The sequence below is a fragment of the Paraburkholderia sp. BR10954 genome, assembly GCF_040965775.1.
GTDB classification, from domain to species: Bacteria; Pseudomonadota; Gammaproteobacteria; order Burkholderiales; family Burkholderiaceae; genus Paraburkholderia; species Paraburkholderia youngii.
Map to the genome: position 1 here is coordinate 392,671 of NZ_JBFRCK010000003.1, position 24,145 is coordinate 416,815.

General features: G+C 61.7%; 23 protein-coding genes and 1 pseudogene. 16 read left to right on the plus strand and 8 right to left on the minus strand.

Annotation, left to right across the window (positions count from 1 at the left end; all coding sequences use genetic code 11):
• Positions 1-2: 2 nt before the first annotated feature.
• The 3 genes from AB4Y34_RS06830 to AB4Y34_RS06840 are packed head-to-tail and all read left to right on the plus strand — an operon-like array spanning position 3 to position 1,170.
• Positions 3-311, plus strand: coding sequence for a hypothetical protein (locus AB4Y34_RS06830; protein ID WP_176378699.1), 309 nt, complete (start codon positions 3-5; stop codon positions 309-311).
• Positions 312-359: 48 nt separating this feature from the next.
• Positions 360-431 carry a 4Fe-4S binding protein gene (locus AB4Y34_RS06835; RefSeq protein WP_176378958.1) on the plus strand — a complete coding sequence of 24 codons (72 nt, stop codon included), beginning with the start codon at positions 360-362 and terminating at the stop codon, positions 429-431.
• A gap of 22 nt (positions 432-453) precedes the next feature.
• Positions 454-1,170 carry an O-methyltransferase gene (locus tag AB4Y34_RS06840; protein WP_368715598.1) on the plus strand — a complete coding sequence of 239 codons (717 nt, stop codon included), beginning with the start codon at positions 454-456 and terminating at the stop codon, positions 1,168-1,170.
• Between the two features lie 130 nt (positions 1,171-1,300).
• Here the strand turns inward: AB4Y34_RS06840 and AB4Y34_RS06845 are convergent, their stop codons facing one another.
• Positions 1,301-1,849, minus strand: coding sequence for a carboxymuconolactone decarboxylase family protein (locus AB4Y34_RS06845; protein WP_176378697.1), 549 nt, complete (start codon positions 1,847-1,849; stop codon positions 1,301-1,303).
• A 324-nt stretch (positions 1,850-2,173) separates the two neighbouring features.
• Between AB4Y34_RS06845 and AB4Y34_RS06850 the strand changes: the two genes are divergently transcribed.
• Positions 2,174-2,590: a plastocyanin/azurin family copper-binding protein gene (locus AB4Y34_RS06850; RefSeq protein WP_176378696.1), complete on the plus strand. Its 417-nt coding sequence runs from the start codon at positions 2,174-2,176 to the stop codon at positions 2,588-2,590.
• A 120-nt stretch (positions 2,591-2,710) separates the two neighbouring features.
• On the opposite strand, the gene AB4Y34_RS06855 is transcribed toward AB4Y34_RS06850, so the two are convergent.
• Complete coding sequence (locus tag AB4Y34_RS06855) at positions 2,711-4,126, minus strand: UbiA family prenyltransferase (protein WP_368715599.1); 1,416 nt, start codon at positions 4,124-4,126, stop codon at positions 2,711-2,713.
• Positions 4,127-4,273: 147 nt separating this feature from the next.
• The gene (locus tag AB4Y34_RS06860; protein WP_176378694.1) at positions 4,274-4,444 is read right to left on the minus strand and encodes a hypothetical protein; all 171 of its coding nucleotides are present in this window, start codon (positions 4,442-4,444) and stop codon (positions 4,274-4,276) included.
• A gap of 574 nt (positions 4,445-5,018) precedes the next feature.
• Here AB4Y34_RS06860 and AB4Y34_RS06865 point away from each other — a divergent pair.
• On the plus strand, positions 5,019-6,623 hold the full coding sequence (locus AB4Y34_RS06865) for a hypothetical protein (RefSeq protein ID WP_255208717.1): 1,605 nt from the start codon (positions 5,019-5,021) through the stop codon (positions 6,621-6,623).
• 284 nt (positions 6,624-6,907) lie between these two features.
• Here AB4Y34_RS06865 and AB4Y34_RS06870 read toward each other — a convergent pair whose 3' ends face one another.
• Positions 6,908-7,819 (minus strand): CHAD domain-containing protein, encoded by a 912-nt coding sequence (locus tag AB4Y34_RS06870; RefSeq protein ID WP_368715600.1) that lies wholly within the window; start codon positions 7,817-7,819, stop codon positions 6,908-6,910.
• A gap of 239 nt (positions 7,820-8,058) precedes the next feature.
• On the opposite strand from AB4Y34_RS06870, the gene AB4Y34_RS06875 reads away from it, so the two are divergent.
• The gene (locus tag AB4Y34_RS06875) at positions 8,059-8,427 is read left to right on the plus strand and encodes an NUDIX hydrolase (RefSeq protein ID WP_176121004.1); all 369 of its coding nucleotides are present in this window, start codon (positions 8,059-8,061) and stop codon (positions 8,425-8,427) included.
• Between the two features lie 78 nt (positions 8,428-8,505).
• Here the strand turns inward: AB4Y34_RS06875 and AB4Y34_RS06880 are convergent, their stop codons facing one another.
• Positions 8,506-9,747: a cystathionine gamma-synthase family protein gene (locus AB4Y34_RS06880; RefSeq protein ID WP_176378692.1), complete on the minus strand. Its 1,242-nt coding sequence runs from the start codon at positions 9,745-9,747 to the stop codon at positions 8,506-8,508.
• A gap of 217 nt (positions 9,748-9,964) precedes the next feature.
• Here AB4Y34_RS06880 and AB4Y34_RS06885 point away from each other — a divergent pair, with 217 nt between their 5' ends.
• Positions 9,965-11,581: a DHA2 family efflux MFS transporter permease subunit gene (locus tag AB4Y34_RS06885; protein WP_368715661.1), complete on the plus strand. Its 1,617-nt coding sequence runs from the start codon at positions 9,965-9,967 to the stop codon at positions 11,579-11,581.
• Positions 11,582-11,591: 10 nt separating this feature from the next.
• On the opposite strand, the gene AB4Y34_RS06890 is transcribed toward AB4Y34_RS06885, so the two are convergent.
• The gene (locus AB4Y34_RS06890) at positions 11,592-11,990 is read right to left on the minus strand and encodes a hypothetical protein (protein ID WP_176378691.1); all 399 of its coding nucleotides are present in this window, start codon (positions 11,988-11,990) and stop codon (positions 11,592-11,594) included.
• A gap of 93 nt (positions 11,991-12,083) precedes the next feature.
• The gene (locus AB4Y34_RS06895) at positions 12,084-13,079 is read right to left on the minus strand and encodes an aldo/keto reductase (protein WP_368589766.1); all 996 of its coding nucleotides are present in this window, start codon (positions 13,077-13,079) and stop codon (positions 12,084-12,086) included.
• A 174-nt stretch (positions 13,080-13,253) separates the two neighbouring features.
• On the opposite strand from AB4Y34_RS06895, the pseudogene AB4Y34_RS06900 reads away from it, so the two are divergent.
• From AB4Y34_RS06900 to AB4Y34_RS06935, 8 genes and pseudogenes are all read left to right on the plus strand, one after another.
• A pseudogene (locus AB4Y34_RS06900) lies at positions 13,254-13,849 on the plus strand (isochorismatase family cysteine hydrolase).
• 159 nt (positions 13,850-14,008) lie between these two features.
• Positions 14,009-14,461, plus strand: coding sequence for a hypothetical protein (locus AB4Y34_RS06905; protein WP_368367183.1), 453 nt, complete (start codon positions 14,009-14,011; stop codon positions 14,459-14,461).
• Between the two features lie 117 nt (positions 14,462-14,578).
• On the plus strand, positions 14,579-15,424 hold the full coding sequence (locus AB4Y34_RS06910; RefSeq protein ID WP_176121011.1) for an AraC family transcriptional regulator: 846 nt from the start codon (positions 14,579-14,581) through the stop codon (positions 15,422-15,424).
• Between the two features lie 45 nt (positions 15,425-15,469).
• On the plus strand, positions 15,470-15,877 hold the full coding sequence (locus tag AB4Y34_RS06915; RefSeq protein WP_013092622.1) for a DUF2000 domain-containing protein: 408 nt from the start codon (positions 15,470-15,472) through the stop codon (positions 15,875-15,877).
• 616 nt (positions 15,878-16,493) lie between these two features.
• On the plus strand, positions 16,494-17,885 hold the full coding sequence (locus AB4Y34_RS06920; protein ID WP_368715601.1) for a class I SAM-dependent methyltransferase: 1,392 nt from the start codon (positions 16,494-16,496) through the stop codon (positions 17,883-17,885).
• A 22-nt stretch (positions 17,886-17,907) separates the two neighbouring features.
• Positions 17,908-19,263 (plus strand): sensor histidine kinase, encoded by a 1,356-nt coding sequence (locus tag AB4Y34_RS06925; protein ID WP_176366342.1) that lies wholly within the window; start codon positions 17,908-17,910, stop codon positions 19,261-19,263.
• Positions 19,264-19,271: 8 nt separating this feature from the next.
• Positions 19,272-20,396, plus strand: coding sequence for a hybrid sensor histidine kinase/response regulator (locus tag AB4Y34_RS06930; protein ID WP_176106910.1), 1,125 nt, complete (start codon positions 19,272-19,274; stop codon positions 20,394-20,396).
• Positions 20,396-21,403 carry a response regulator gene (locus tag AB4Y34_RS06935; RefSeq protein ID WP_368715602.1) on the plus strand — a complete coding sequence of 336 codons (1,008 nt, stop codon included), beginning with the start codon at positions 20,396-20,398 and terminating at the stop codon, positions 21,401-21,403. Before AB4Y34_RS06930 ends, AB4Y34_RS06935 begins: the two co-directional genes overlap by 1 nt.
• Before the next feature lie 131 nt (positions 21,404-21,534).
• Here the strand turns inward: AB4Y34_RS06935 and AB4Y34_RS06940 are convergent, their stop codons facing one another.
• On the minus strand, positions 21,535-22,425 hold the full coding sequence (locus tag AB4Y34_RS06940) for a 2OG-Fe(II) oxygenase (RefSeq protein WP_368715603.1): 891 nt from the start codon (positions 22,423-22,425) through the stop codon (positions 21,535-21,537).
• A gap of 437 nt (positions 22,426-22,862) precedes the next feature.
• On the opposite strand from AB4Y34_RS06940, the gene AB4Y34_RS06945 reads away from it, so the two are divergent.
• Positions 22,863-24,134 carry an efflux RND transporter periplasmic adaptor subunit gene (locus tag AB4Y34_RS06945; protein WP_368715604.1) on the plus strand — a complete coding sequence of 424 codons (1,272 nt, stop codon included), beginning with the start codon at positions 22,863-22,865 and terminating at the stop codon, positions 24,132-24,134.
• Positions 24,135-24,145: the final 11 nt, after the last annotated feature.

Here is a 24,145-nt window from a genome sequence, read left to right on the forward strand (position 1 = left end):
GGATGAAGTTTCGAATCAGATGCGTGGGTAAAGCGCTGCTCGCGGTGGTCGCCATAGCCGTGCTCGGGTTGGTGGTGATGACGCTATGGAATTGGGTGATGCCGGCGCTATTCGTTGGCGCCCGCGCGATCGACTTCGCGCATGCGTTGGGCTTGCTGGTTTTGAGCCGCATCCTGTTTGGCGGATTCCGCGGACATGGCGGCTGGCGCGGACGGCGTCACTGGCGAAAATGGGAAGCGATGACGCCTGAAGAGCGCGAGCATTTTCAGGCGGCATGGCGATCGGGCCGCGACCGGCGCGACGGAGATTGAACACATGCGAGGAATCGACGGTCGACTGCAAACAGTGGTCGGGCGTGATTGCGCCGGTCGTGCGGTCTTTGTGTGGCGGCGTGCCCCGAAGGCGCGATCAAGCTCGCCAGAACGGCATAGCGGTACACGTCAAGGAGCGCATATGGCTTCGTCAACCACGGATCTTCTGCGACGGCTTCACGAACAGAGTCAGACAGAGGTGATAGCCCGTGCACGCGCGCAATTCCAGGGATCGAGCGAGGAGTTTCTGACTCTGTCGGAGGATTACGAAACCCTCGCGCCGCGGCTCCGTGGACGGTTTCTCGAAACGCTCGGACTATCCAGCGAAGATTTCGAATCGTCGCAAGGTCCGCCTTTATCGTTGGCGGTGTCGGCGGAAACGGGAAGGTTTTTGCGCAACATGGTGCTTTCGCACAAACCAGCTCGAATCCTCGAACTCGGCAGTTCGTGCGGGGTGTCCACGCTGTATTTCGCCGAGGCTCTTCGCATGTTAGGCAGTGGCATGGTTGTCGCGACTGAACTCGATGCCGGCAAGTGCGCGCAACTTCGGGCCCATGTCGGAATGGCGGGCGTAGACGCTTATGTCGACGTGCAGGAGGGCGATGTGTTCGAGACCGTTGCCGAGTTGGACGGTACTTTCGACATGGTGTTTATCGACGTATGGGCCGACAGCTATCTGAATCTGTTCAAGCGGATCGAGCGCCTGCTGCGGCCGGGGTCGATCGTTCTCGCCGACAATATGTACACAGCCGAGGACGCCGTTCGGCCATACAAGCGCTACCTCGACGGCGATTCGCGCTTTTCCACCACGACGCTGAACTTTGAATCGGGGGTCGAATTTACCGTTGTCGTGTCTTAGGCAGAATTCGGTTCATGTGCTTGACCGAACAGGCATGCAGGCGAAAAGGCCCTTTCCCCGTGAGGAAAGGGCTTTACCGGGCATTCCGCGGCAGCGGGCTCTATTGCTATTCACGCCGCCCCAACTTGCATCAAGCCTTCCATTCGTAGGGCTGCAAGAGTTCTTCGAGCGGCGGCTGGGTGACGTTCGCGGTGTAGTTCGTCATCGTCGAGGCGGCGACCACGAGGACGACATCAAGCACCAGCGCCTGATCGAAGCCGGCCTCGGTGAACGCAGCGATGTCGTGGTCGTCGATGCGGCCGCGCTTTTCGATCAGCGTGCGTGCGAGGCGCGACAGCGCCGCAAGCTTGACGTCCTGCGGGAAGCGGCGTTCGCGGATCGCCTGCACGTCGGTCTCGCTCAGGCCCTCCTTAAGCCCGAGGAATGAGTGGAATGCGACCGGCCAGGCGGAGCCGTTGGTCACCGCATTCGTGAGCAGCAGTACCTGCATCTGCTGTTCGTCGAGGTTGCCGCCGTGCGCCTGATTGAACACACCCACGAGGGCGGTGATCAGTCTCGGTGAGCCCGCCATTTTGGCAGGCATATTGGGCACCATACCGAAGATCTCGGCGAGGCTGTTCAGCGCGGGCTTCGATTGTTCGGGTGCGGATTCGAGCGTATAGGTGGGAAAGTTGGCCATGGTATTTCCTTGAGGTTCGGGGGATATCGCTGGGTACGTTCGGGCGACATGCACAGATTAGTCAGCGGCGCGAGTCCCGCCAATTACATGGCAGGTAATAAACGAACCACACTATTCACGGGGCGCGGCGAGCAAAGCGATATGCCGCGCCTCAGCGGACTTACGGAATAAGCCTTCCGCCGCGCACGTTTACTGCACGTATCGCGCAATGCACAAAGCGCCCATGCCATGGCACAGGCAGGGGTATCTGCTTGTCCGATGAATTGGCCGCGGCAATCGCTCGACGTCAGACACGCGCGATATGTCGATTCAAAGGAGGGCGCCATGTATGCCACTTACAGAATCACCATCCTCGCAGGTGTGATCGCGCTCGGGATGACATCGCATTCAAGCTGGGCGGAGCAAATCGTTGACGCAACATTGCTATCGGACTCGATCCAGCTCGGGACGCACACCGTCAAGGCGGGTCCCATCACGCTTGAAGTCAAGAATGCTGCGGACAACAACATGGAACACGAACTCGTGGTGCTCAAGACAGATCTCTCGGACGATGCACTGCCCGTCAGCAAAGGACAGGTGCTGGAGCGCAGGCTGAAAAAGATCGGCGAAGTGGAAGACATCGCGCCGGGCAAGAGCAAGCGCGTGTCGTTCAAGCTTGCGCCTGGCCATTACGCGTTAATCTGCAACAAGGCGGGACACTATGCAGCGGGAATGCACACGGCGCTCGTCGTCACGCCGTAGACCATGCTCACTCACAAGCGAGCCACCGCAAACGATGTTCGCCTTCACCAGGTGACAGTCGCAGCGGACCGTGGTTCTGTGCATGCATGGCTGGGCGCAGAATAAAGAGCTAGCGTTTGATCAAATCGCAAAAAGGACTGCGGCTACGCAAAGCATCATGATGACCAGGCTAGAACGGTTCCTGAACGCATATACGATCGGGTCGTCATGCATCTGGCCTCGGAACGCTACCATCCAGACGCGGCTGATCCAGTACAGCACGAGAACAAAGAAGATCCAAAGCCTGTGGGGATGACGATACAACCCCGTCACGGCAGCAGAATTCATGTAAAGCGCAAGAACGAGCACCGCGACATAGCCCGCAGCGGGTCCAAACGAGCGCACGATGCTCATGTCGGCCGTCAGATAACCTCGGCCAGACGTGGAGTCCTTGCCCTCCCGCTGCATTTTGTCGAGTTCGGTATAGCGCTTCACCAATGCGAGACTGAGGAATATCATCACCGAGAACATGATTAGCCAGTCTGACGGCACGACATCGACCGCCGCGCCCCCGGCCACGATGCGGGTGGTATAGAGCGCAGCCAGCGTGAAGACATCTACGAGCATCACCCGCTTCAGGTGGAAGGAATAAGCGAGTGTCATTGCGACGTAACACGCCAGCACGAGCTGAAACGCCGGCGGCAGGAAGACCGCCAGGCTCGCCGATGCCAGCAACAGGACGAACAACATGCCAATGCCGCTAACTAGCGGCAACTCGCCTGACGCAAACGGACGTTTGCACTTGCGACTATGGCGCCTGTCCGCGTCGAGATCGAGCATGTCATTCAATATATATACCGAAGACGCACACAAGCAGAACGAAACAAATGCGATCCCGGCAACCTTCAGTGCGTCGACATTCGTGAAGCGATGCGACGCAAGAAGCGGCACGAAGATCAACAGGTTTTTCACCCACTGATAGACGCGCATTTCCCGTACGGCCAGTCTGAAGAGAGACCGTTTGTTATCGAAGATGACCGTGGTTTGATTCACCTTCCGAGCGGCCGCCTGGATGCTCGTTCCTCCAACGACGATCGCCATGCGCGCCTGCTTCCACACCGGCAGATCGGCTCGCGCGTTTCCGCAATAGTCGAACCCTTGCACGCCAAACTCCGCCGTTAAAACCGACGCCTTGTTCGTGCCTGACAGATTGATCGACTCGTTGCTCGACATCACCCTTTTGAAGAATCCGAGGTGACGCGCGATCTGTTCGGCAAACCGTTGATTCCCCGCAGTGCAGAGATAGAGGTCGCGGCCGGCCGCGCTCTCTTTCTTCAGGAAGTCGATCAAGCGTCCGTTGTATGGCAGCAGTGACACGTCGATTGCGGCGCGTTCGGCTATCTGCGCTTTTAGATAACCCTTTCCATGCAGCAACCATTCCAGACAATAAAGCAGATAGAGCGGATTTCGCTTGACGAGGGCGAAAAACGACTCGATCAGAAGATCGCTGGACGTCAGTGTCCCGTCCAGATCAACGCAAAGTGGAATGGCAGCCATAGTGACCTCGATGTACCTGAATCGTCATCAAACCTTCCAAAGTTTGAGCAATGCAAAGCCGCATTGAGCCGCTGGATCAGCCCGCGAGCGCACGCGCCGCTGCCGCGACCCATTTCTGCGTCGTCGGCTCGGTCGGGTTCTCAACTTTCATGGCGTTGCAAAAGGAGTCTGGCGAGCGCAATCGCCGGCTCTGCCAGCCACGAACATCTCCTGATTCCAGTGAATTTTTCTACTTGAGAAGCGCAACTGCGGCTGGAACGCGCCATGCTGCAGTGAAGGGTGCGCGCACGCTCCCTGCATGAAGATCGTGATCGTCATGCACTCGATCCTTGTCTGACCGCATCGATCTGTCGATAGGGGCAGCACGACAGATTCGTGCGCGGACAATGAGGCCAATCGCTGGTTATCGCCTGTTCGCTGCGCAGCAGCGAAACGTTAGAACCTGCAGCGAGCATAGACCTGCCGGCTCTAAGCGGTGTGAGAGGGGCTCGGAATGTGGTGATCTTGGCCGATAACGTTGAACACTCACCACGTCAGGGTGCACGCCTCGACTTTCGAGGCGCCACCCATCGAGCCGCGTTATTGGTGCGGAGCTCCGACAGCAGAAAAGTGCCTTGGCGGTTCGCGCAATGCGAGCTTGTGCAACGCCACACAAATGCACATAATCGGCAGTATTCGACATCGCTATCGTTCCTCCTCTACGTCGTTCATCCCAACCCCGGCCGTGCGTTGTGTTGTCGTGGGCATGCTTCGATGGTCAGAGCGGTGACCTTGATAGAGGGCGGGCATGCGTCGACGGACGAGGGGTCTCCATCAACCAGCGAAGGCCCGCATTTCCACGATGACGAAAGACGCCACTCAGCGCGTGAACTCCACGCGGAAATCGATGAGGATGCAAACCGCCCTCGAGCGTGTGAACTGGACGCAGCTGTGCGACCAGATCCTCATCTTCGTATTCGGCTCGTCGCTATATGCCGCAATCCTCTACAACTTCGACATCAATAGCGGCGTGCTGGCGGGAATCTGGGCGTTCGCGATCGTTGTAGCCGTCGTCATCTATGGCTATGTTTCCCGTTTCGAATGGCGCACCACGATCGTTACGGTACTATTCATCGCGGTGGTGTTGTTTGCGTTCGGATTCCTGCGGGAATTCAGTTTCGACGGCTTGAACTACCACGTCGCGACACCGCTATCGATAGACCACACCCTAAACGGCATTGCCGATACCGACGCACTGGGCGGAAGCTTCTGGGCCGAACACTACCCTAAGGCATTTGAATATTTTGCATACACGGCCAAGGTTCTGGCTTCACGATTCAATAGTGGAAAGTCATTTACGCTATTGCTCAGTGTTCCTGCCTGTGTTGCTCTTATGCGTGTGCTCCAGTCAGCGGGAATATCTGCCAGAGCTTCACTGATTGCTTCGGCTTGCTGCGTTTATAACCCGGTGGTGCTCGGCCAGGTGACGAGTTTTTATGTCGACGCTGCGCATTACTTCTGCTGGGTCATCTTTTCTGTCCATTTGCTTTTCGCCCTCAAGCGTAGGCCTTATTCCAGAGTTCAACTAGGTATCGCACTCGTGCTTCTGATCGGCTCGAAGCTGACAGGACCGGCCTTCGCCGCCATCTCGATTGCTGTTCTCTTCACAGCGGCGTTTATTGGCGGCGAAAAGAGACGCTTTCTGACTCATAACCGGGGAGTTATCGGAGAGCTGGCCATCTGGTCTTTTGTTGCTGTCGTAGTGATCGGCTATTCGCCGTACGTGGAGAACATAGTCGCTGGAAAACACCTTTTCTACCCCGTGCTGGGCAGCGACAGGGTCGATATCATCGGTGGAAAAGTGTCAGCAGATTTTCTTGCGATGAATCCTTTGCAAAGGATTTTCCTCTCGTATTTCTCGCTTCCGCTGGATTGCAGGCCGTGCGAGAACGCGGAGCCTACCTTCGTCCCGTCATACGCACACTTGCGCGACGCGTTCATCGCGCTGCACACGGCTGCTACGCGTTTTGGCGCATTCGGACCCTTCTTCGGGGTTATGTTTATTGCGTGCATCGCTTCTTTGTTCTGGAGGAGGAGAGGCGGCGGTGAGATTGCGAAGATATTTCTTCTCGCGACGTTAGCGAGCGTCCTGCTACATCCGCAATCTTGGTGGGCCCGCTACGTCCCGATGTTTTATATGGTCCCTTTTCTGGTCATTGCGGGCTTTTCATCCGCTCGGAAACTATTCCATGTGGTAGTCGCCGTCGCCATCGCGAACTCGGTTCTCGCTGCGGCAAGCGTTACCGGCTACCTCCTGCTGAAGGAAACGCACTACAAAAACCAGGTGGCTGCAGTGCGCACCATGTGCGGTGAAGAACCAATATTGCTAGCATCTTCGGAGATGAATTGGGAAGCGGATTTGCGCGACGACCGTCTCGTTGTCGTTGCGGCGGGGAGGCATCCGGCCAATTCGAGTTGTCCCGTGAACTTCGACGAGATGATGGTAATGAAGAAGTAGGCGTCTAGCGCGTAATCCTCTCTATTGCTCAAGCGACAGAATGGGTCGTCATTGTTCTGCAGGCCTGCGGCGGGTCTGCTCGCTTAAGACCACTGTCGAGTGGCACCGATCTATTTGAGCCCCAAACGCTGCCTGACCAAACTGTGCAACTCGGGAAGAGCTTTCCGGCGCACTCGCCGCCAAACCTGCCAATCCCACATCAAAGACGCATTTGCAGCGTGGCGCAAAAGAAGCTATTCGGGAGATGACGCAAAGCGAGCGTCAACGAACTGATTCGGCCCGTCTCAGCTAGAGATGGCTCGAACTTGTCGCGATGCCGCCTGCATCCGTTGGGACTTCTGTTTTTCCAACCATTGCAGCGATTCCTGCACGACCTCGGGTGGAACTTCATCGAAGGACGCGTTGCGAATCAGCGCCTCGCTTGCGGCAATGTCGTTGAACTGCCCCAGCTTGTTCTGCACGGATGTCAGTTCCTTGATGGTGCGACCGTGTCCGCCTTTGATAACGGGTTGAAAAAACTCCAGCAGGTACCTCAGTTTTTTGCCTGCCTTTCTGACATCGTGGAGATCCTCCTCGTGCGGGTCCATGCTACGTGCAGCGCGTTTGCTGCGCTTTTGAAGTGTGCGTCGCGCTAAACGGACACGCTTTTCGGCGAACGCCCGAATGGCTAGACCGTCGCAGCGCGACAGCAGTGTGGTTTGCGCGCGAAGCAGGGCATCGTTCAGGAACGCCTCGACATCGTCGCTTTTGATCATCGTCTGACTATGCACGACCGCCTGCGCTCGCCTCTCGCGCGCCGCGGCCACCAGCGGTTCGATCGAGGCGCCGGACTGCTGGGCGGCTTTCAGCAGATCGCCTGCTATGTCCCAGTCACGCGTTCCGCCTGCGACGGCCGCAAGACGCTTGAATTCTTCTGTGACTTGGGCGGTCGATTCGTCTCCGAGGTATGGGGAGTACGCCCAGTACAAAGCCCGAAGCTTTCGGAAAGCAACGCGAAGCTGATGAAACCCTTCGGCGTCGCTCTGCGTGGATAGCTCTTTTGCCCTTTGCACGGCTTCAGCCACCACCGGCGCCGCGAGCGACGAGAAGGTACTGGCAATGGAACTCGATTTAGACAGTGATGAACCGGCCGTCCGGCGGTTGACCTTGAAGAGCGCATTTGGCCGTGGCAAGGACCAGTCGCCATCCATATCCATTGAAGCCTCGAATCGGAAAAAATATACTGCCGAGACCTTACCACAGGAGTTTCGATCGCCGCGATTGTGACGCGCTGATGACGGGCTTTAACGTGCCGCGCGTTCATGGTCCGCGCTTCGAAAACATCACCGCATTCTGCGGTTCTGTATTAGCATGCTCAACTATGTCTGATAACGCCCGATACGCCGCCGCGTCGTGAGCGTCTTGAGAGCATCCAGGGCATAAGTGGGAGTTCGGTTTGAAGAAACGCGCCACCGTGATCTGTCGCAGAGGTAAGCGAATCCTTCTGGTCGCACGTAGTGCATCAAAGTGGGCTTTGCCGGGCGGGATTCTCAAGCGTGGCGAACACCGCACTGACGCCGCACTTCGGGAGCTCAAGGAAGAAACACAACTCTCCGGGAAGTCAGCCAAGCACCTTTTCGACTTCCGCGGCAAGCAGAAGCACCATCACGTATTTTCCTGCGAAATTCCGAATCGCGCCAAAGCTCGCCCGAGTAACGAAATATCCAGGTGTCGCTGGTTTCACCTGGATGACATTCCTCGCCTCGTGACCAGCGGGCCGACAACCGATATCGTGAAGCTGATGAATCAGCGGCGCAGGAAGTAGCACTGCCAGCGGTGAGACTAGCGAGACCGGCGCACCAGTCTCGCCCCAATTTCAAAGTCCCGCCAACTACGCCGCCAATTACGCCGCCAACTTCAGCGCCTGCGCAAAATCGGCAATCAGGTCGTCGATGTCCTCGATGCCCGCCGAGAGCCGCAGCATGCCGTCGGAAATCCCCATCGCCTTGCGCGTTTCCGGCCCGGCTTCGAAAAAGATCGTCGGCGCAACGGGAATGATCAGCGTGCGCGTGTCGCCGAGACCGGTCGCCTTGACCGGCAGCTTGAGCGCGTTGACGACTTCGACCATGCGATCCGCGTTGAGCAACTCGAACGACAACAGCCATGACGCGCCCTTGAACAGCGTCTGAGCGATCTCGTATTGCGGATGGCTTTTCAGGCCAGGATAGAACACTTTGCCGATCGCTTCGTGCCCTTCGAGAAACTGCGCGAGCGCGAGCGCATTGTCGCTGCTTTGTTTCACGCGCAATGCGAGCGTTTCCGCGCCCATCGCGATCGAGTGCGCCTGCTCGGACGACAATGACGCTCCCATGTCTCGCAGGCCCTTCTTGCGGATCTGCAGAAGCCCCTGATCCTTCGCCGCCGAGCGCCGATAGTCGTCGGCGATATTCGGATACGCGCTCCAGTCGAACAGGCCCGTATCCGTCACCGCGCCACCGAGCGCGGCGCCATGACCCGCGATGGTCTTGGTCAGCGAGTTGATGACGAGGCTCGCGCCGACCGCCTTTGGCTTGAACAAGGCAGGCGAGGTAATCGTGTTGTCGACCACGTACGCGATGCCGCGCTCGCGGCACACGTCACCGATACCATGCAGGTCCGGAATCTGCGTGCCCGGATTCGCGATGGTTTCGACGAACACCATGCGCGTATTCGGCCGGATTGCGTTCTTCACGTCGTCGAGGTTGCACGCGTCGACGGTCGTCACTTCGACGCCGAGCGCCCGCAATGTGCCGAACAGACTGTTGGTGTTGCCGAACACGTAACGGCTCGACACGAGATGATCGCCCGCGCGCAGCAGCGTGAGGAACGTCGCGGTGATGCCGGCCATGCCGGTGCTGAAGCAGACCGTGCCGACGCCTTCTTCGAGGCTGGTGATCTTGCGCTCGAGCGCGGCGGTGGTGGGGGTGCCTTGCCGTGCGTAATTGAAGCCGCCTTTCTTCGTGCCCTGGAACACGCCGATCAGGTCCTCGACGCGCTCGAAACCATATTGCACGGACGTATGAACTGGCTGACGCAAGGCGCCGTGCTCAGTGCCCGCGGTTCTGTCGCCGTGAACGATGCCAGTGGTGAAACCTTGCTTGTCCATTCCTTCTCCGCTTTTTCAGATCGATTGCTTCCGACCGATTATCGCCTGTAACCGTCCGCCGGCGAAGTCCTTAGCGTCCCGCCCGGCGGCGCCGGGCACTCCGAATGGGCAAAATGCGCTCCGCGATGTTGCGCTGCGGGGTTGACTAGCCTCGGCGGCACGCACAGGCTCTAAGTCTCCATCGACCAGCACTGGAGGAAACGTGGCCAAGCCGAATATGGCGCGCATCATTGCCGCGCAGGCGAGTCCGTGCGACGAGCTCGTCATCCGCACACAGCCCCTCACGATCGACCGCCCGTGCCGGCGCAAGCGGCTCGCGCTCGCCGCGACCATCGCTGGTTCGAGCATGGCGTTCATCGATGGCTCCGTCGTCAACGTCGCGCTGCCGTCCATTCAGAGCGAACTCAGCGCGAGCGTCGCGGCGATGCAGTGGGTCGTCAATGCGTATCTGCTGTTTCTCGGCTCCCTCGTGCTGGTCGGCGGATCGATGGGCGACAAACTCGGCCGACGCACGGTGTTCATTGCGGGCGTCGGGCTTTTCACGCTGGCGTCGGCCGCTTGCGGGTTTGCACCGAATGCGTCTGCGCTGGTCGCCGCGCGCGCAGTTCAGGGCATCGGCGCGTCGCTGCTCGTGCCCAGCAGTCTCGCGATCATCGGCGCGGTGTTCGACGACGCCGCGCGCGGACGGGCGATCGGCACCTGGGCGGGCGTCGGCGCGATCACGTCGGCCGTGGGGCCGGTGGCGGGCGGCTGGCTCGTCGATGCATGGTCGTGGCGCGCGATCTTCTTCCTGAACGTCCCGCTCGCGGCGCTGACGATCGCGCTCGCGATATTGGCGGTGCCCAACAGCCACCGCGCCGATGCGCCGCGACAGCTCGACTGGCCCGGTGCACTGAGCGCGGCCACGGGACTCGCCGCGCTGACGTTCGGCCTGACCGAAGCATCGGCGCGTGGCTTCGCGCATCCGCTCGTATTCGGTGCGATTGGCGCCGGCGTGCTGATTCTCGCCGCATTCGTGATCGTTGAAGCGCGCAGCCCTAACCCGATGGTGCCGCTCGATCTGTTTCGCTCGCGCGACTTCACCGGTGCCAATCTCGTCACCCTGCTGCTTTACTTCGGCCTTGGCGGCGCGTTCTTCTTCCTGCCGTTCACGCTGATCCGCGCGCATGGCTTCAGCGCGACCCAAGCGGGCGCGGCGCTGTTGCCGGTGCCTTTCATTATCGGTCTGCTATCGCGCTTCACCGGCGGTCTGACGAGCCGCTTCGGTTCGCGCGTGCTGCTGACCGTTGGCCCGGGCGTCGCCGGAATCGGCTTCACGCTGCTGGCGCTGCCGTTCGTGCGCGGCAGCTACTTGACTGGATTTTTCCCCGCGCTCGTCGTGCTTGGGCTCGGCATGACGATCACCGTCGCGCCGCTCACCACGACCGTGATGGGCGCGGTGCCGAGCGACCGCACAGGCGTAGCGTCCGGCATCAACAACGCGGTTGCGCGCGTGGCGGGCCTGCTGGCGATTGCGGTCCTCGGCATCGTCTTCCTGTGGTCGCATCACGCGGCGCTATCGGCGCGCCTCGACGAACTGCACGTACCGCAAGATGTGCGCCAGAGCGGGCAACTGCTGGCGCCGGTCGAGCAAGCGGGAGCGGGAGCGGCAGCGGCAGCAAGCGCCTCGCCTGCGCCGCGCGACGCAGCCGTGGCGCGCGCGCAAGCCGATTCGATGACCGACGCGCTGCGCGCCGTCGCGCTCGTCTGCGCCGCGTGTGCGTTCGCTGGAGCGGGGCTGGCGATGGCGACCCTCCAGCCGATGAATCGGGCGGCGGTAGCGCGCCCGCAGTGAGAGACGAAACTCAGTGGTGAACGGGCCGTACCGGCGACCCCGTCGGGCGGATCACCGCGGCCGCTCGTGCCTCGATTCTTTCCGCTGACGAAGTAGGGTGATGCGGAATGGTTGCGCTGTCGTACCCGTTCATTTGTTCATCGATGACGAAGTCCGCGACTCTCATCGCGTCCATCGCGTTGCCGTCCACGTCGTTCCACTCGCGAATCGCGCGATTGATCTTGGTCAGCGCGGTGACGGCGAGCAGGATCGCGTCGGTCTCGGTGATCTTGCCTTCGAGATCATCGACGAGGTAATCCGCAACACGTAGCGCCGCGCCGATCAGATTGCTGTCGTCGCTCAAGTCCGTCAGTACCGCATGAACCACTGCGAGGCAAGCATCTTTGCGTGCAAGTGCGATGTCCGTCATGAGGTTCTCCAGAGTCGAGGTGCCAGCACAATTTACTCCGAGTGCTCCCTGCATGTCGAATGCGCCCGCGGCGAAGCCGCCACCGCGTTGCCTTTACCAGCGCTGGTGGACGTGGGGCGCGATATGGTGCTGATAGATTTCCCGGACCCGCTGCATGAGCTCGTCGGACAGCGGCGCGAGGCTCGCGGCCGAGACGTTCGACGCCGCCTGGGCGGCGTTTTTACTGCCAGGGATGATGACGGAGACGGCATCCTCCATCAGGATCCAGCGCAGGGCCAGTTGCGCCATCGAGGCGTCCACGGGTACGAGGCCGCGCAGTTCGTCGACCGCCTTCAACGCGATGTCGTAGGGCACGCCGGAGAACGTTTCGCCGACATCGAACGCCTCGCCATGCCGATTGAATGCACGATGATCGTCCGACGCGAAAACCGATTCCGCGGACAGCTTTCCCGTGAGCATGCCGCTGGCCAGAGGCACTCGCGCGATGACCGCAACGTCTTTCTTTTGCGCCTGCCTGAAGAACAGATCGGCGGGACGCTGACGGAACATGTTGTAGATGATCTGGACCGAAACCACATTCGGATATTCGATCGCCTTCAGCGCTTCTTCCACCTTTTCGACCGACACGCCGTAATAGCGGATCTTGCCGGCGGCGACGAAGTCGTCCATTGCGTCGAACACTTCGGGACGGTAGTACACCTCGGTCGGCGGGCAATGCAGCTGCACCAGGTCGAGCGTGTCGACGCCGAGGTTCGAGCGGCTCCGGTCGATGAACGCTTCGAGCTCGCGCCTGTTCAGATAGCCGCTGGTCACATGCGGGTCGAGTCGGCGCCCGAGCTTCGTAGCGACGATGGGACGTTCGCCGCCTCGTTGCCGCAGCACGTCCCGGATGATCCGTTCCGAGCGACCGTCGCCGTAGACATCGGCCGTGTCGATGAACGTCACACCGTTATCGAGCGCGGCGTTCAGCGCGGCCTTGGCGTCATCTTCCGCAACACTGCCCCACGAGCCGCCGATCGCCCATGCCCCAAAACCGATTTCCGACACATTCCAGCCGGTACGACCAAATTTTCTCGTCGAAAGCGTCATTTGGATGTTCATCCTCTGTATTTGCGAAGTTACGTCGCAGGTGCTTCATTACCCTTGCGGGAGTGCCGGCGACCTTGGTACGTAGTGTAGCAAGCGGGCGGGGGCGTATGATTGCCACGGCATCGAAACGGCCGCTCTGACAACAGGACGTGGAACCGGGATAAAGGTGGCGCAATGACAAGCAACACAGGTTCTGACGACATCGCGAACGAGGCCATCACACCATCGCGAACCGCGCTTATCGTGATGCACTACCAGACCGATATTCTCGGACTGTTTCCATCGGTCGCGCCGGCGTTGCTCGCCAACACGCGCAGGTTATGCGACGCGGCCCGGGCCAAAGGCGTCAGCGTCTATTTCGCCAATCTCCGGTTCAGTCCGGGCTATCCGGAAGTCAGCCCGTTGAACAGGAACGGCAGGGAATTAAAAAACTTGGCCTGTTCCTCGAAGACCGGACCGCGCCGGAGTTGGGCCAGCAGGCCAACGAACCGCTCGTCATCGCGCATCGTGCGAGCGTGTTCTTCGGCACCGATCTGGAGGCGCGACTCTCCGCGCAAGGTATCGATTCGCTGATGATGGTCGGCATCGCGTCGACCGGAGTCGTGCTCTCCTCGGTCGCGTACGCGAGCGACGCGGACTTTCGCCTGTACACGGTCAAGGATTGCTGTTACGACCCGGACGAGGTGGTCCATGAACATCTGTTTGCTACCGCATTCGATTCACGCACCACGGTGCTGTCACTGGCGGACGCGTTGCTACTGCTCGCATAGACCGATACCGGCGACTCGACCCGTTAGCCTCGGCATGCCATTTGCTGACTGAAACCGGAAGACAAACTCACCAGGCGACAAACCGTGGCGCCGAAAGCAACGGACATTAGCTCGTTTCAGATTTTCGAGCGCGTCGTCATCCGCTTGTACGACGGCGGGGTGCTGTCGCCGGCGGTGCTTGAACGTGTCGTCGGCGCTTTCGCACAAGCGAATGTGGACTGGCATGGCCCTGTGCAGGGCCGTTCAGTGGATGACCGTTCACTCCACGAAATCGTCGCGCTGACGATGCTGCCCGGACAGCCGCTGCGATCGGCATCGGCATCCTTCCTGTCCGTGATCGAACACATCGCGGGCGTCGCCCCGCAAGCCGAACCGAAGCCCGCGAGACGGGGCAGAAAAGCCGTACCGCCGGCGGACGAAACAGAAGCGGAAGCGGAGACGGAAACGGAAGCGGAAACGGAAACGGAATCGCAAGAACTGCTTGCGCAATTGTCCGGCAACGAACCAACCGGCAAGCGCCGCCGCGCGAACCAACAACAGGATCGGCCGGCGAGCCCGCACGGCTATAACCCGTTCGTCAACGCCCGGCCGCCGCGCTCGAAGAAACCGTGAACCCGGTCGCGGCTCGCTTCGCATGCGCCAGGCGCTGGCGAGCCCGCCGATCCCGATTCCCACGCTGCCGTACACTATCCGCTGGCCGCATCGCCCGCGGGCCGTCAGCTCCAACCCATGCCCACTCCACTCGATCCCGCCAACTGGCTAACCGCCCGCCGCGATGCCGAAACCGGCATCGAAAGCCTGCGCGCGCATTTCAGCGGGCACGCCTACGATCCGCACGATCACGACGACATGCTGATCGGCTACACGGAGCAGGGCGTGCAACGCTTCCAGTGTCATCGGTCGTTGCACACGAGCGTGCCGGGCCGCGCGATCCTGATCGAGCCCGGCGCGCTGCACGACGGTCACGCGCCCGAGGCGGGCGGCTTCACGTACGCGATGCTGTATCTGCCGCAAGCCTGGGTCGAGCGCGCGGCGCGCCGGCTCGACCTGCCGGGACTGGCCGGCGTCGAGGCGGCGTTCGGCCATACACTCGTCGACGACCATGCGCTCGTCGATGCGATCCGCCAGGCGTTCGTCGCGATTCATGGCAACGAGGGCCGGCTCGCGCGCGACCAGACGCTCGATCGTCTGCTGCTGCGACTCGGCGCACAGTTGCGCGACGCGCCGCTCGCCGGCGACCCCGCCGCGTCGCCCGCGATCGCGCGGGTGCGCGATCTGCTGCACGAACAGATGGACGGCAATCCCGGGCTCGACGAACTCGCCGAAGTCGCCGGCATCGACCGGTTCAGGTTGACGCGTCTGTTCCAGCGCGCGTTCGGCACGTCGCCGCACGCGTATCTGGTGCGCCTGCGCCTGCGCGCCGCGCGGCGCCTGCTCGCGGCCGGCCGCACGCCCGCGCAGGTCGCCGCCGAAGTCGGCTTCGCCGACCAGAGCCATCTCGGCCGCTGGTTTCGTCGCGCGTACCGGATGACGCCAGCCGCGTACCGGCAGATGTGCACAAACGTTCCAGACTGATCGCGCGGCATCGTCGATCATGAGCGGCTCAACGAAGGAGTCGTCATGTTCGATACCAAAGTGGCGCTGATCGTGCGCAGCGATCTCGCGGTCTGGCAGAAGCTCAATGTAGTCGCGTTTCTCGCGACCGGCGTCGCGGCCGCGGCGCCCGATGCGCTGGGCGAGCCCTACGAGGATGCCGCCGGGCACCGCTACGGCCGCATGCTCGGCCAGCCGATGATGGTGTTCGCCGCCGACCGCTCCGGTCTGCAGGGTGCGCACCGGCAGGCGCTGTCGCGCGAGCTCAGAATCGTGCCGTATGTGCACGCGATGTTTTCGACGGGGCATGACGCGGCGAACCGCGCAGTGTTTCGCGCCGAGGACGCGGCCAATCTCGACCTCGTCGGTCTCGCGCTGCACGGACCGAAGAAAGCCGTCGACAAGGCCGTGAAAGGTTTGGCCTTGCACGAGTGAGTCGACGAGTGCGCGAGCCGCTCGATTGTCGACGGCACTCGCGCCGAAGCTTAAAAGAGAAACGTTTGCCGCGCCGGGCCTGAATTGCGTTAAAACAAAAAAAGCTTATTCGGCGAATGCACGAGGCATCAATTGCCGCTTCATTTCACATCGTTTCGAGTCTCGAAGCGGTAATGCGTCAAAGCGCAGATCTATCCAACGGGCATAGATCGGAAAGGCACAAGTAACGCTCCCCCTCTATAGCGGATCGTGTCGCCGTCGCGGTGATGCGATTGCAAGTCTTTGTCGGGAAACGAATTGTCGGCGATTGCGCCGACGCGGTCGCCAACTCGTTTCAAATTATTCTTTGCAAAAACGGCTTTCTATCGCATGGACATGCTCGCAAGAAAACCTTGCGTATACGTTTCAACCTAAATTGAACCTCATTCAGAATTGAATCTGTTGATGTTACACTGCAAGCCGCTGGAGCCATTCTGGCAAAGGGCTTTGGTGTTTCCAGCTCAACTGTGGTTTGAAACGCGTCCACGACTTGTCGCTGGTGTCGTGCGTGCGGCAGCCATTCACTGGACTTCTCCAACACCCTGCTGCGTTCCCGGATTCCTCAGGTACTAATACCGTGTACTCTCAAACGCAAATCGACCCGGTGGTCAGCTTCCGCAACTCGCAGCGCGAGCATGTGCGTGGGACGATCATTAACCTCCAGAGAAAGTCTTTGGTCATGGAGGTCTATAACCCCTATTCCATCGTGCAGGTCAGCGAGGTCTTAAGCGAGCTGAGCGTGCGCATGGGCACCAAGAATGCCTATCTCGGCAAGGCGGTGGTGGTGAGTCTGGTGAACACCGGTCTGACCGCGGTGGTTTCACTGGCACTCATCGACGAATGGCGCGAGCTTAGCGTTCTGCCCAATGAAGCGAAGTCGGTCGGGCGGGAAGCAGAACTCTTTATTAGCGACTGGGACGCGCGCTTCAATATCCGCCGCGACTATCAGATCGTCGTGAACGAGATGCGCGCGTTCCTGTCGGAAGTGTCGCGCTGGGTGGAGCAGGTCGATCTGACCGAGAGCTTGCCGAAGACCGAAGGCGGCCGGCTGCGCGAGGACCTGTTCTACGAGCTCGCCACGCCGATCATGCTCAAGATCAAGTCCTACCTCGACCGTCTCGAGGAAGAAGCCGAGCGCGTCGACGCGGAGATCGCACCCGTGCATCGCACCTATGCGCAATCGGCGCTGCATCCGTTGCTGCTGCGCGCGCCGTTCGTCTACCGCACGTTCACCAAGCCGCTCGGCTATGCCGGCGACTACGAGATGGTCAATCAGATCCTCAGCGATCCGCAGCAGGGGCCGACCACTTACTTCCAGATCGTCAATACCGCGTTCCTGCAGGCGGCGGTCGCGACCGCGCACCGCAACCGCATCACGCTGCTGATCGACTTTCTGACGCGGCAGGCCGAGGCGGCGCGCGCGGCCGGCAGGCCATTCCGCATCCTCAACGTCGGTTGCGGGCCCGCTTTCGAGATCCAGCGGTTCGTGCGCGAATATCCGCATCCGGAGCTGCTGTCGTTCGAGCTGGTCGACTTCAGCGAGGAAACGCTGGCGTTTACGAAGGACGCGATCGACAGCTCGGCACACGCCGCGGGCCATAAGGTCTCGGTGCAAATGGTGCATCAGTCGGTGCACGACCTGCTCAAGCGTAAGATTTCCACGGACCCCTCCGCGCGCGAATTCGACGCGGTGTACTGCGCCGGTCTGTTCGACTATCTGTCGGACAAGGTCTGCGCACGTTTGCTCAGTTACTTCGCCGCTCGCACCCGACCCGGCGGCCACTTGCTGGTCACCAACGTCCATTCCGCGAATCCGGAGAAGTACGGGATGGAGCATCTGCTCGAGTGGTACCTGATCTATCGGAACGAGAGCGGCATGAGCTCGCTGCTTCCCCCCAACTCCACTGACCAGAAGCTCTACGTCGACGAGACCGGGGTGAATGTGTTCGCGGAAGCAACGATCCTCTGAAACCGTGTCGACATCCCTGTCCATGACTACCAGTCCCCTGCAGAGCGGCTATCAAACCGAGCTGGCCGACTTTCGCGTCACGTTCAGCCGGGGCGGCGCGTGCACCGCGATTGCGCTCGTGCTGCTCGGCGTGGGGCTGGATTACGCGCAGTATCCGCAGTATCAGACGTCGTTCGCGCTCGCGCGGCTGCTCGTGTCGTTGATGATCGGCGGTATCGTCGCCTTGCTCGACACCGACATGGGGCGACGGCTTACTCCATGGCTGACGCTGTCGTGGCTGCTGCTGCCGCAGGTGATGATTTCATGGATGATCTGGCGCACCGATGGCGTGCTGTCGCCGTACTATATGGGGCTGAATCTGGCCATCTTCGCGTCCGGCATTGCCTTGCCGTTTGGCTTGTGGCAAAACCTCGTGTTTGGCGTGTTGTCGTGCCTTCTGTATCTGCTGGCCTGCCTGTTGCCTCCGCATGACGGCTTGCCGCTCGGCACGTTGACCGTCAATGTTCTGCTGCTTCTGTTCGCCGCGGCCGCGAGTGCGGTCTACACGTTCTTCAATGAACGCGTGCGCTTCATGCTGTTTCGCCTGAAGGCCGAGGTGTCCGAGAAAAACGCGGAGGTCTCCGCGAAGAACGCCGAGCTCGAAGTGATCAATCGGCAGTTGCTCGACATCAAGGGCCAACTGCTGCAGCAGGAAAAAATGGCGGCGATCGGTACGCTCGCGGCGGGCCTGCTGCATGAAGTGAACAACCCGGTGAACTTCTGCCTGATGGCGATCGAGGTTGCGCTGGAGGAACCGATCTCGAAGAAGGAGCCGACGCTGCAGGAATGTCTGGTCGATGCGCGGCAGGGCATGCAGCGCATCCAGCACATCGTGTCGGACCTGAAGACGTTCGCATATCGCAAGCCCGGCGCCGAGGCGGAGCTGGGCACGCCGTTCCTGTTCGAAAAGGCGCTCGATTCGGCGATCCGGCTCGTCGGGCATGAATTGCGCGGCGTCACGGTGACGCGCGAGCTGCCCGCGGATACGCTGGTGCAGGGCGACGAGGCGGCCATCATCGGCGTGCTGATCAACCTGCTGTCGAACGCGGTGCTGGCGATGCGCAAGGCGGGCACGCCCGCGCCGGCGATCCACGTCAACGTCAGATGGACGCAAGAGCGCCTGCACGTGACGGTGAAAGACAATGGGCCGGGCATCGCGCCGGAGAATATCGCGCGCGTGTTCGAACCGTTCTTTACCACCCGCGAAGTGGGACAGGGCCTGGGCCTCGGACTGTCGATCAGCTATGCGGTGATCGAGCGCCATGGCGGCCTGCTGTTTGCCGAGAGCGAGCTGGGAAGTTGGGCGGCGTTCAGTTTCGATCTGTCGCCCGCACCCTGAGAAACACCATGAATGACATCCGTCAGACACAGCCCACTCTTCTCTACGTCGATGACGAAGAGTTGGCGTGCAAATATTTCGCGCGCACCGTCGGTGCCGATTACGAGGTCCTGCTCGCGACGAGCAGCGACGAGGCCATCGCTATCCTCGAGCAGGACAGTGCCCGCATCGCGGTGCTGGTCACGGACTTCCGCATGCCGGGGCGCGACGGCGGCGACCTGCTGCGCCAGGTGGCGCTGGAGTATCCGCACATCGTGCGGATTCTGGTCACTGCTTACGCAGACGTCGAGATGCTGTTGCAGACGGTCAACACCGGCGAGGTGTTCCGCATCCTCGAAAAGCCGCTGAAGCCGGCGGCGGTGCGCGATACGCTGCAACTGGCATTTGACCGCTACCACGAACGCGCGATGCAGAATCAGCGTCTGATCGCGATCGACGAAACCCTCGCGTTCATCGCGCACGAACTGAACACGCCGCTCGCGGCGATCGCGTTGAACGCGCACAGCATCGAAGATCGCACCGACGCGGAGCGCGATGCCGAAGGCGAAATTCTCGGCGCCGCGAAATCGATGCGCGAGAGTGCGCAGTACTGCATGGCGGTGGTGTCGTCGTTCTGGCGCTCGGTACACAACGGGCGGCGCCGGCAACAGGAGGGCGACGAGGCGCGTATCGAGAGCACCGCGCATGGGCTGATCTCGGCGTTGCTCGATACGTATCCGTTTACGACCGCGCAGCGCTCGTGGGTGCATGTCGATGTCGAAAGCGACTTTGCGGTGCTCACGCAGCCGAATTGCGTGGCGCTCGTGCTGTCGTCGCTGTTGTCCAACGCGTTGCGCGCGCTCGCGGATGTGCCGTCGCCGTCGGTGCGCTTTACCGTAACGACGGAACCCCACCCGAGCATCGGCATCTGCGACAACGGGCCCGGAATTCCGCCCGAGATCAAAGACCGCCTGTTGACGGACCCAATTACAACGCACGCGAAATCCGGGGGGAACGGCTTGGGCCTGATTCTATGCAACCGTGTCATGCAGTCCTGTGGCGGCGGACTCAGGATCGAGTCCACGTCGGGGGGAGGCACCACCGTAGTGCTGGATTTCCCCCATATCAAAGGTCAAACGCACAGGAGTTGTTGATGAACGAAGCAAAAGCCACAGAGGAGTTGGCGCCGGCGATCATCTTCGTCGATGACGAAGCTACCGCCGTAAAGTACTTCCAGCGTGCCATCGGAAGCCTGGCGCCGGTCCTGACTGGCGGCTCGGTGGAAGAGGGCAAGGCGCTGCTCGACGAGCACGGCGACAGGGTCGGCGTTCTCGTCTCCGACCAGCGCATGCCGGGCGAGTTCGGCAACGAGCTGCTGCGCTATGCGAGCGAGCGCTTTCCGCATGTCGTGCGGATTCTGACCACCGCGTATTCGGAAATCGATCAGACCGTCGCGGCCGTCAACCTCGGTCATATCCATCGCTATATCAAGAAGCCGTGGGACATTACGGCGCTGCGCATGGAGCTGAAGCAGGCGCTGGAACTGGCCGAGCTGCGCAAGGAGCGCGACACGCTGGTGCGCGAGAAGCTGGGCGTGCTGCAAAAGCAGGTGGTCGCCACCCGCATTGGTCTGGTGCGTTCGCTGTCGGCTACGCTGATCGGGCCCGAGCGCTTCCAGCCGGTCGAGACGTATCTTGCGGCGGCGGTGCTCGCCGAAGTGCCGAACTCCGAGCCGGACTGGCTGCTGCAGGACTACTCCGACCTGATCGCGGCCGAGAGTGCCCGCAGCGGCGCGTTCGGTCATGCGGTCGCGGCGCATCTCGCCACGCTGCGCAACCGGCACGGCGGCGCGAACGTGACCGCGAGCGACGCGCTGACGGTGCTGGCCGGGGCGTTTTCCGAGGCTGGCATCAATGTGCGCCGCGCAGGCGATGGTCTCGTGTGCGACCAGCCGGCTACGCTCGCGGAGTTTCTCGCGGAGCCGGGCAACAACGCGGTGTCGAGCGGACACGCGGCATGGCTGGCGAGCCTGCTGTGGCTCGACGGCACTGACGGTGCATTGCAGCCGGCACGCGAGGGCGATGCGGTTGTTTTCCGGCCGGCGCAACGCGGTAGCGAGTTCGCGGCCGATCGTCTCGCCACGTGGGTCGAGCAGTTCTGATTTGCTTGCTTCGAGGGCGCGGCGTCTGACGCGCCCTCTCTCGCCCTGCCTTCGCGCTGCAGCCCGCCACGGCTAGCAGCGCGAAGCTGACCAAGGCTCGCGCGAGCCGTCCCGACTTCGGTCGATCCTTCTCAAGCCTGAATGCGCGGCACGAAGCGCCGCGTTCGAATCCATTTCGTTGCCACCCACTTGTCGCCGCTGCGCAGCGGCGTGCTCGCGTGCAGCGAGCTCGGATCGCACATCCCGTAGCGGTTGCCGTATTCAAAGTAGAGCGCATGCCCGCGCTGCGGCACGACCGACCAGCCGAGCTGCGGAAACACCGTCTCACCGCCGCCTTCCACGTCTTTCAGATACATCAGCAGCGTGCCCATGCGCTGGCCGCTGCGCGCGATCGACTCACGATTCGCTGCGTTGCCCGTCATGAGATAGTCGACGTGCGGCGTCGACTCCGCGCCTTCCTCATAGTGAAGCATTTGCAGGCCTTCGCCGTTCTCGACCGGCGTCGCCGTCAGTTCCGCGATGCGCGCCTCGATGCGCGCGATCAGCGGCGTCTCGCCCAAACGGAAAAACATCCCGTGACTGCTGCGATGAGCGGCGATCACATCGCGGCCGGTCACCGGATCGACGACGGCCGAGCGGTCCAGCCGCGGCTGTGCGAGCGCGATCAGCTGCTCGCATTCGTCGGCACTCAGGAAGTTGGCGAGGTGCACGGCGGCCGGTCGTTGCAGCCGCGACAGCACGCGCACCTTGCGCTCGCCGAGCTGGATCAGCGGCCCTTCGGGCACGCGCAGCGGCTCGGGCTGATAGCTGAGCGGCGCGCCGCCGATTTCGAGCTTGTCGCCGGGCAGCGCCATGCCGTACAGGAACGCCGACGCGACCGCCTCGACCATCGCCGCGGCCAGCTCGGCCGCGTTGTTGCGGCTCACCAGTTCGTTGACGATCGCTTGCGGCGCGACGCCGCGCGAAAGATTGGCGGCGATCCAGTCGCGGACTTCGGCGGGGAAATTGACGGTGATGGACATCGGGGCGAGCTTGTGGGGTGTCGTGACAGTCGCGGTGCGACGCTGGCTCGCGATGATATCGGACGAATGTGACGACTCTGAACGGACGGCCCGGTTTTCATTTGGCTGTCGTCTGTTACCGCATGTTGCGATGTCCCGCCGCGCTCAAAACTCGACCCATGCGGATGTCCGCCGCCCGCGCGCCGCCTGATCGACACCCCAACCCTTTCACCCGCCAACATGTTGCACCCCTGTAACTCAAGCCCTGCGCAAGCCGGCTACATTCACGCATGCCCCACACCAAAGTCGCGTCCCGCTTTCTTACGTCTTCATAACAACAGGACCCGAGGGCTTCGACTGATGACAACGCGCGCGAACCGTGTCACTTTTGCGCAGTCCCGTCAGAGGACGAGCTTCCAGCCGAATCTCGACACCAATATCCGTTCCCGGAGATCAACATGAGCGAAACCGTGTCCCCGCCGCCAAAGCGCTCGCGACGCGGGCTCATCATCTTCGCGGTTGTCCTGCTCGTGCTGGTCGCGCTCGTCGTGGTTCATCTGCTGACGCGCAAGAAGCCGGCGCGCGAGAACGCGGCGATCGTCGTCACCGTTGCGCAGGCGACGCTCGGTTCGATGCCGGTCACGCTGAGCGAGCTCGGCACCGTCATTCCGATCGCGACCGTGACCGTGCTGCCGCAGCTGAGCGGCTATCTGACCGAGGTCGGCTATCACGAAGGCCAGGAGGTGCAAAAAGGACAGTTCCTCGCGCAGATCGATCCGCGCCAGTATCAGATCAGCAAGCAGCAGGCGCAGGCGACGCTCGCGAAAGACCGCGCTTTGCTCGCGCAGGCGCGCGCCGATCTCGAGCGCTATACCCAGCTGAACGAGCGCAAGTCGATCGCGCAGCAGACCTACGCGGATCAGCAGTTTCTCGTGCAGCAGGACGAAGCGGCGGTGAAGGTCGATCTAGCCAACATCGCCCAATTCGATCTCGACCTCGCGTATTGCCGCATCACCGCGCCGATCGCGGGCAAGGTCGGTTTGCGGCTCGTCGATCCGGGCAACTACGTGACCGCGTCGTCGACGACCGGCATCGTCGTCATCACGACCGTGAAGCCGACCACGGTGCAGTTCACGGTGCCGCAGGATTCGCTCGCGTCGATCGTGCAGCGTCTGTCCACCGGCGCGAAGCTGCCGGTCACCGCGTATTCGAGCGACAACTCGCGCGAGATCGCGACCGGCACGCTGTACGCGGTCAGCAACCAGATGGCGACCGCGACCGGCACCGTTACGTTGCGCGCGACCTTCGCGAACGACGACGAAGCGCTGTTCCCGAACGAGTTCGTCAACGTGAAGCTGCTCGTCGACACGATGCAGAACGCGGTGCTCGTGCCGAGCGCCGCGGTGCAGTCCGGCGCGCCGGGCGACTTCGTCTATCTGGTCAATCCGGACAGCACGGTGTCCGTGCACAAGGTCAAGCTGGGTCCGAGCGACGGCAGGAATACGGTGATCGAGTCGGGTCTCGCGGCCGGCAACCAGGTCGTGACGGACGGTACGGATCGTCTGAACGACGGCGCGAAGATCCAGCCGGCGCATCCGAAGTCCGCCGCCGCGGCAAGCGGCGCGGCCGCCGCCGGCCCGAAGGCGCCCGCCGCGGCGTCCGAAGCAGCGCCGGCGTCGAGCGCGGCGGCATCGCCCGCGGCGGCCGCGTCAGAAGCGGCTTCGTCGTAACGGACCGCCGC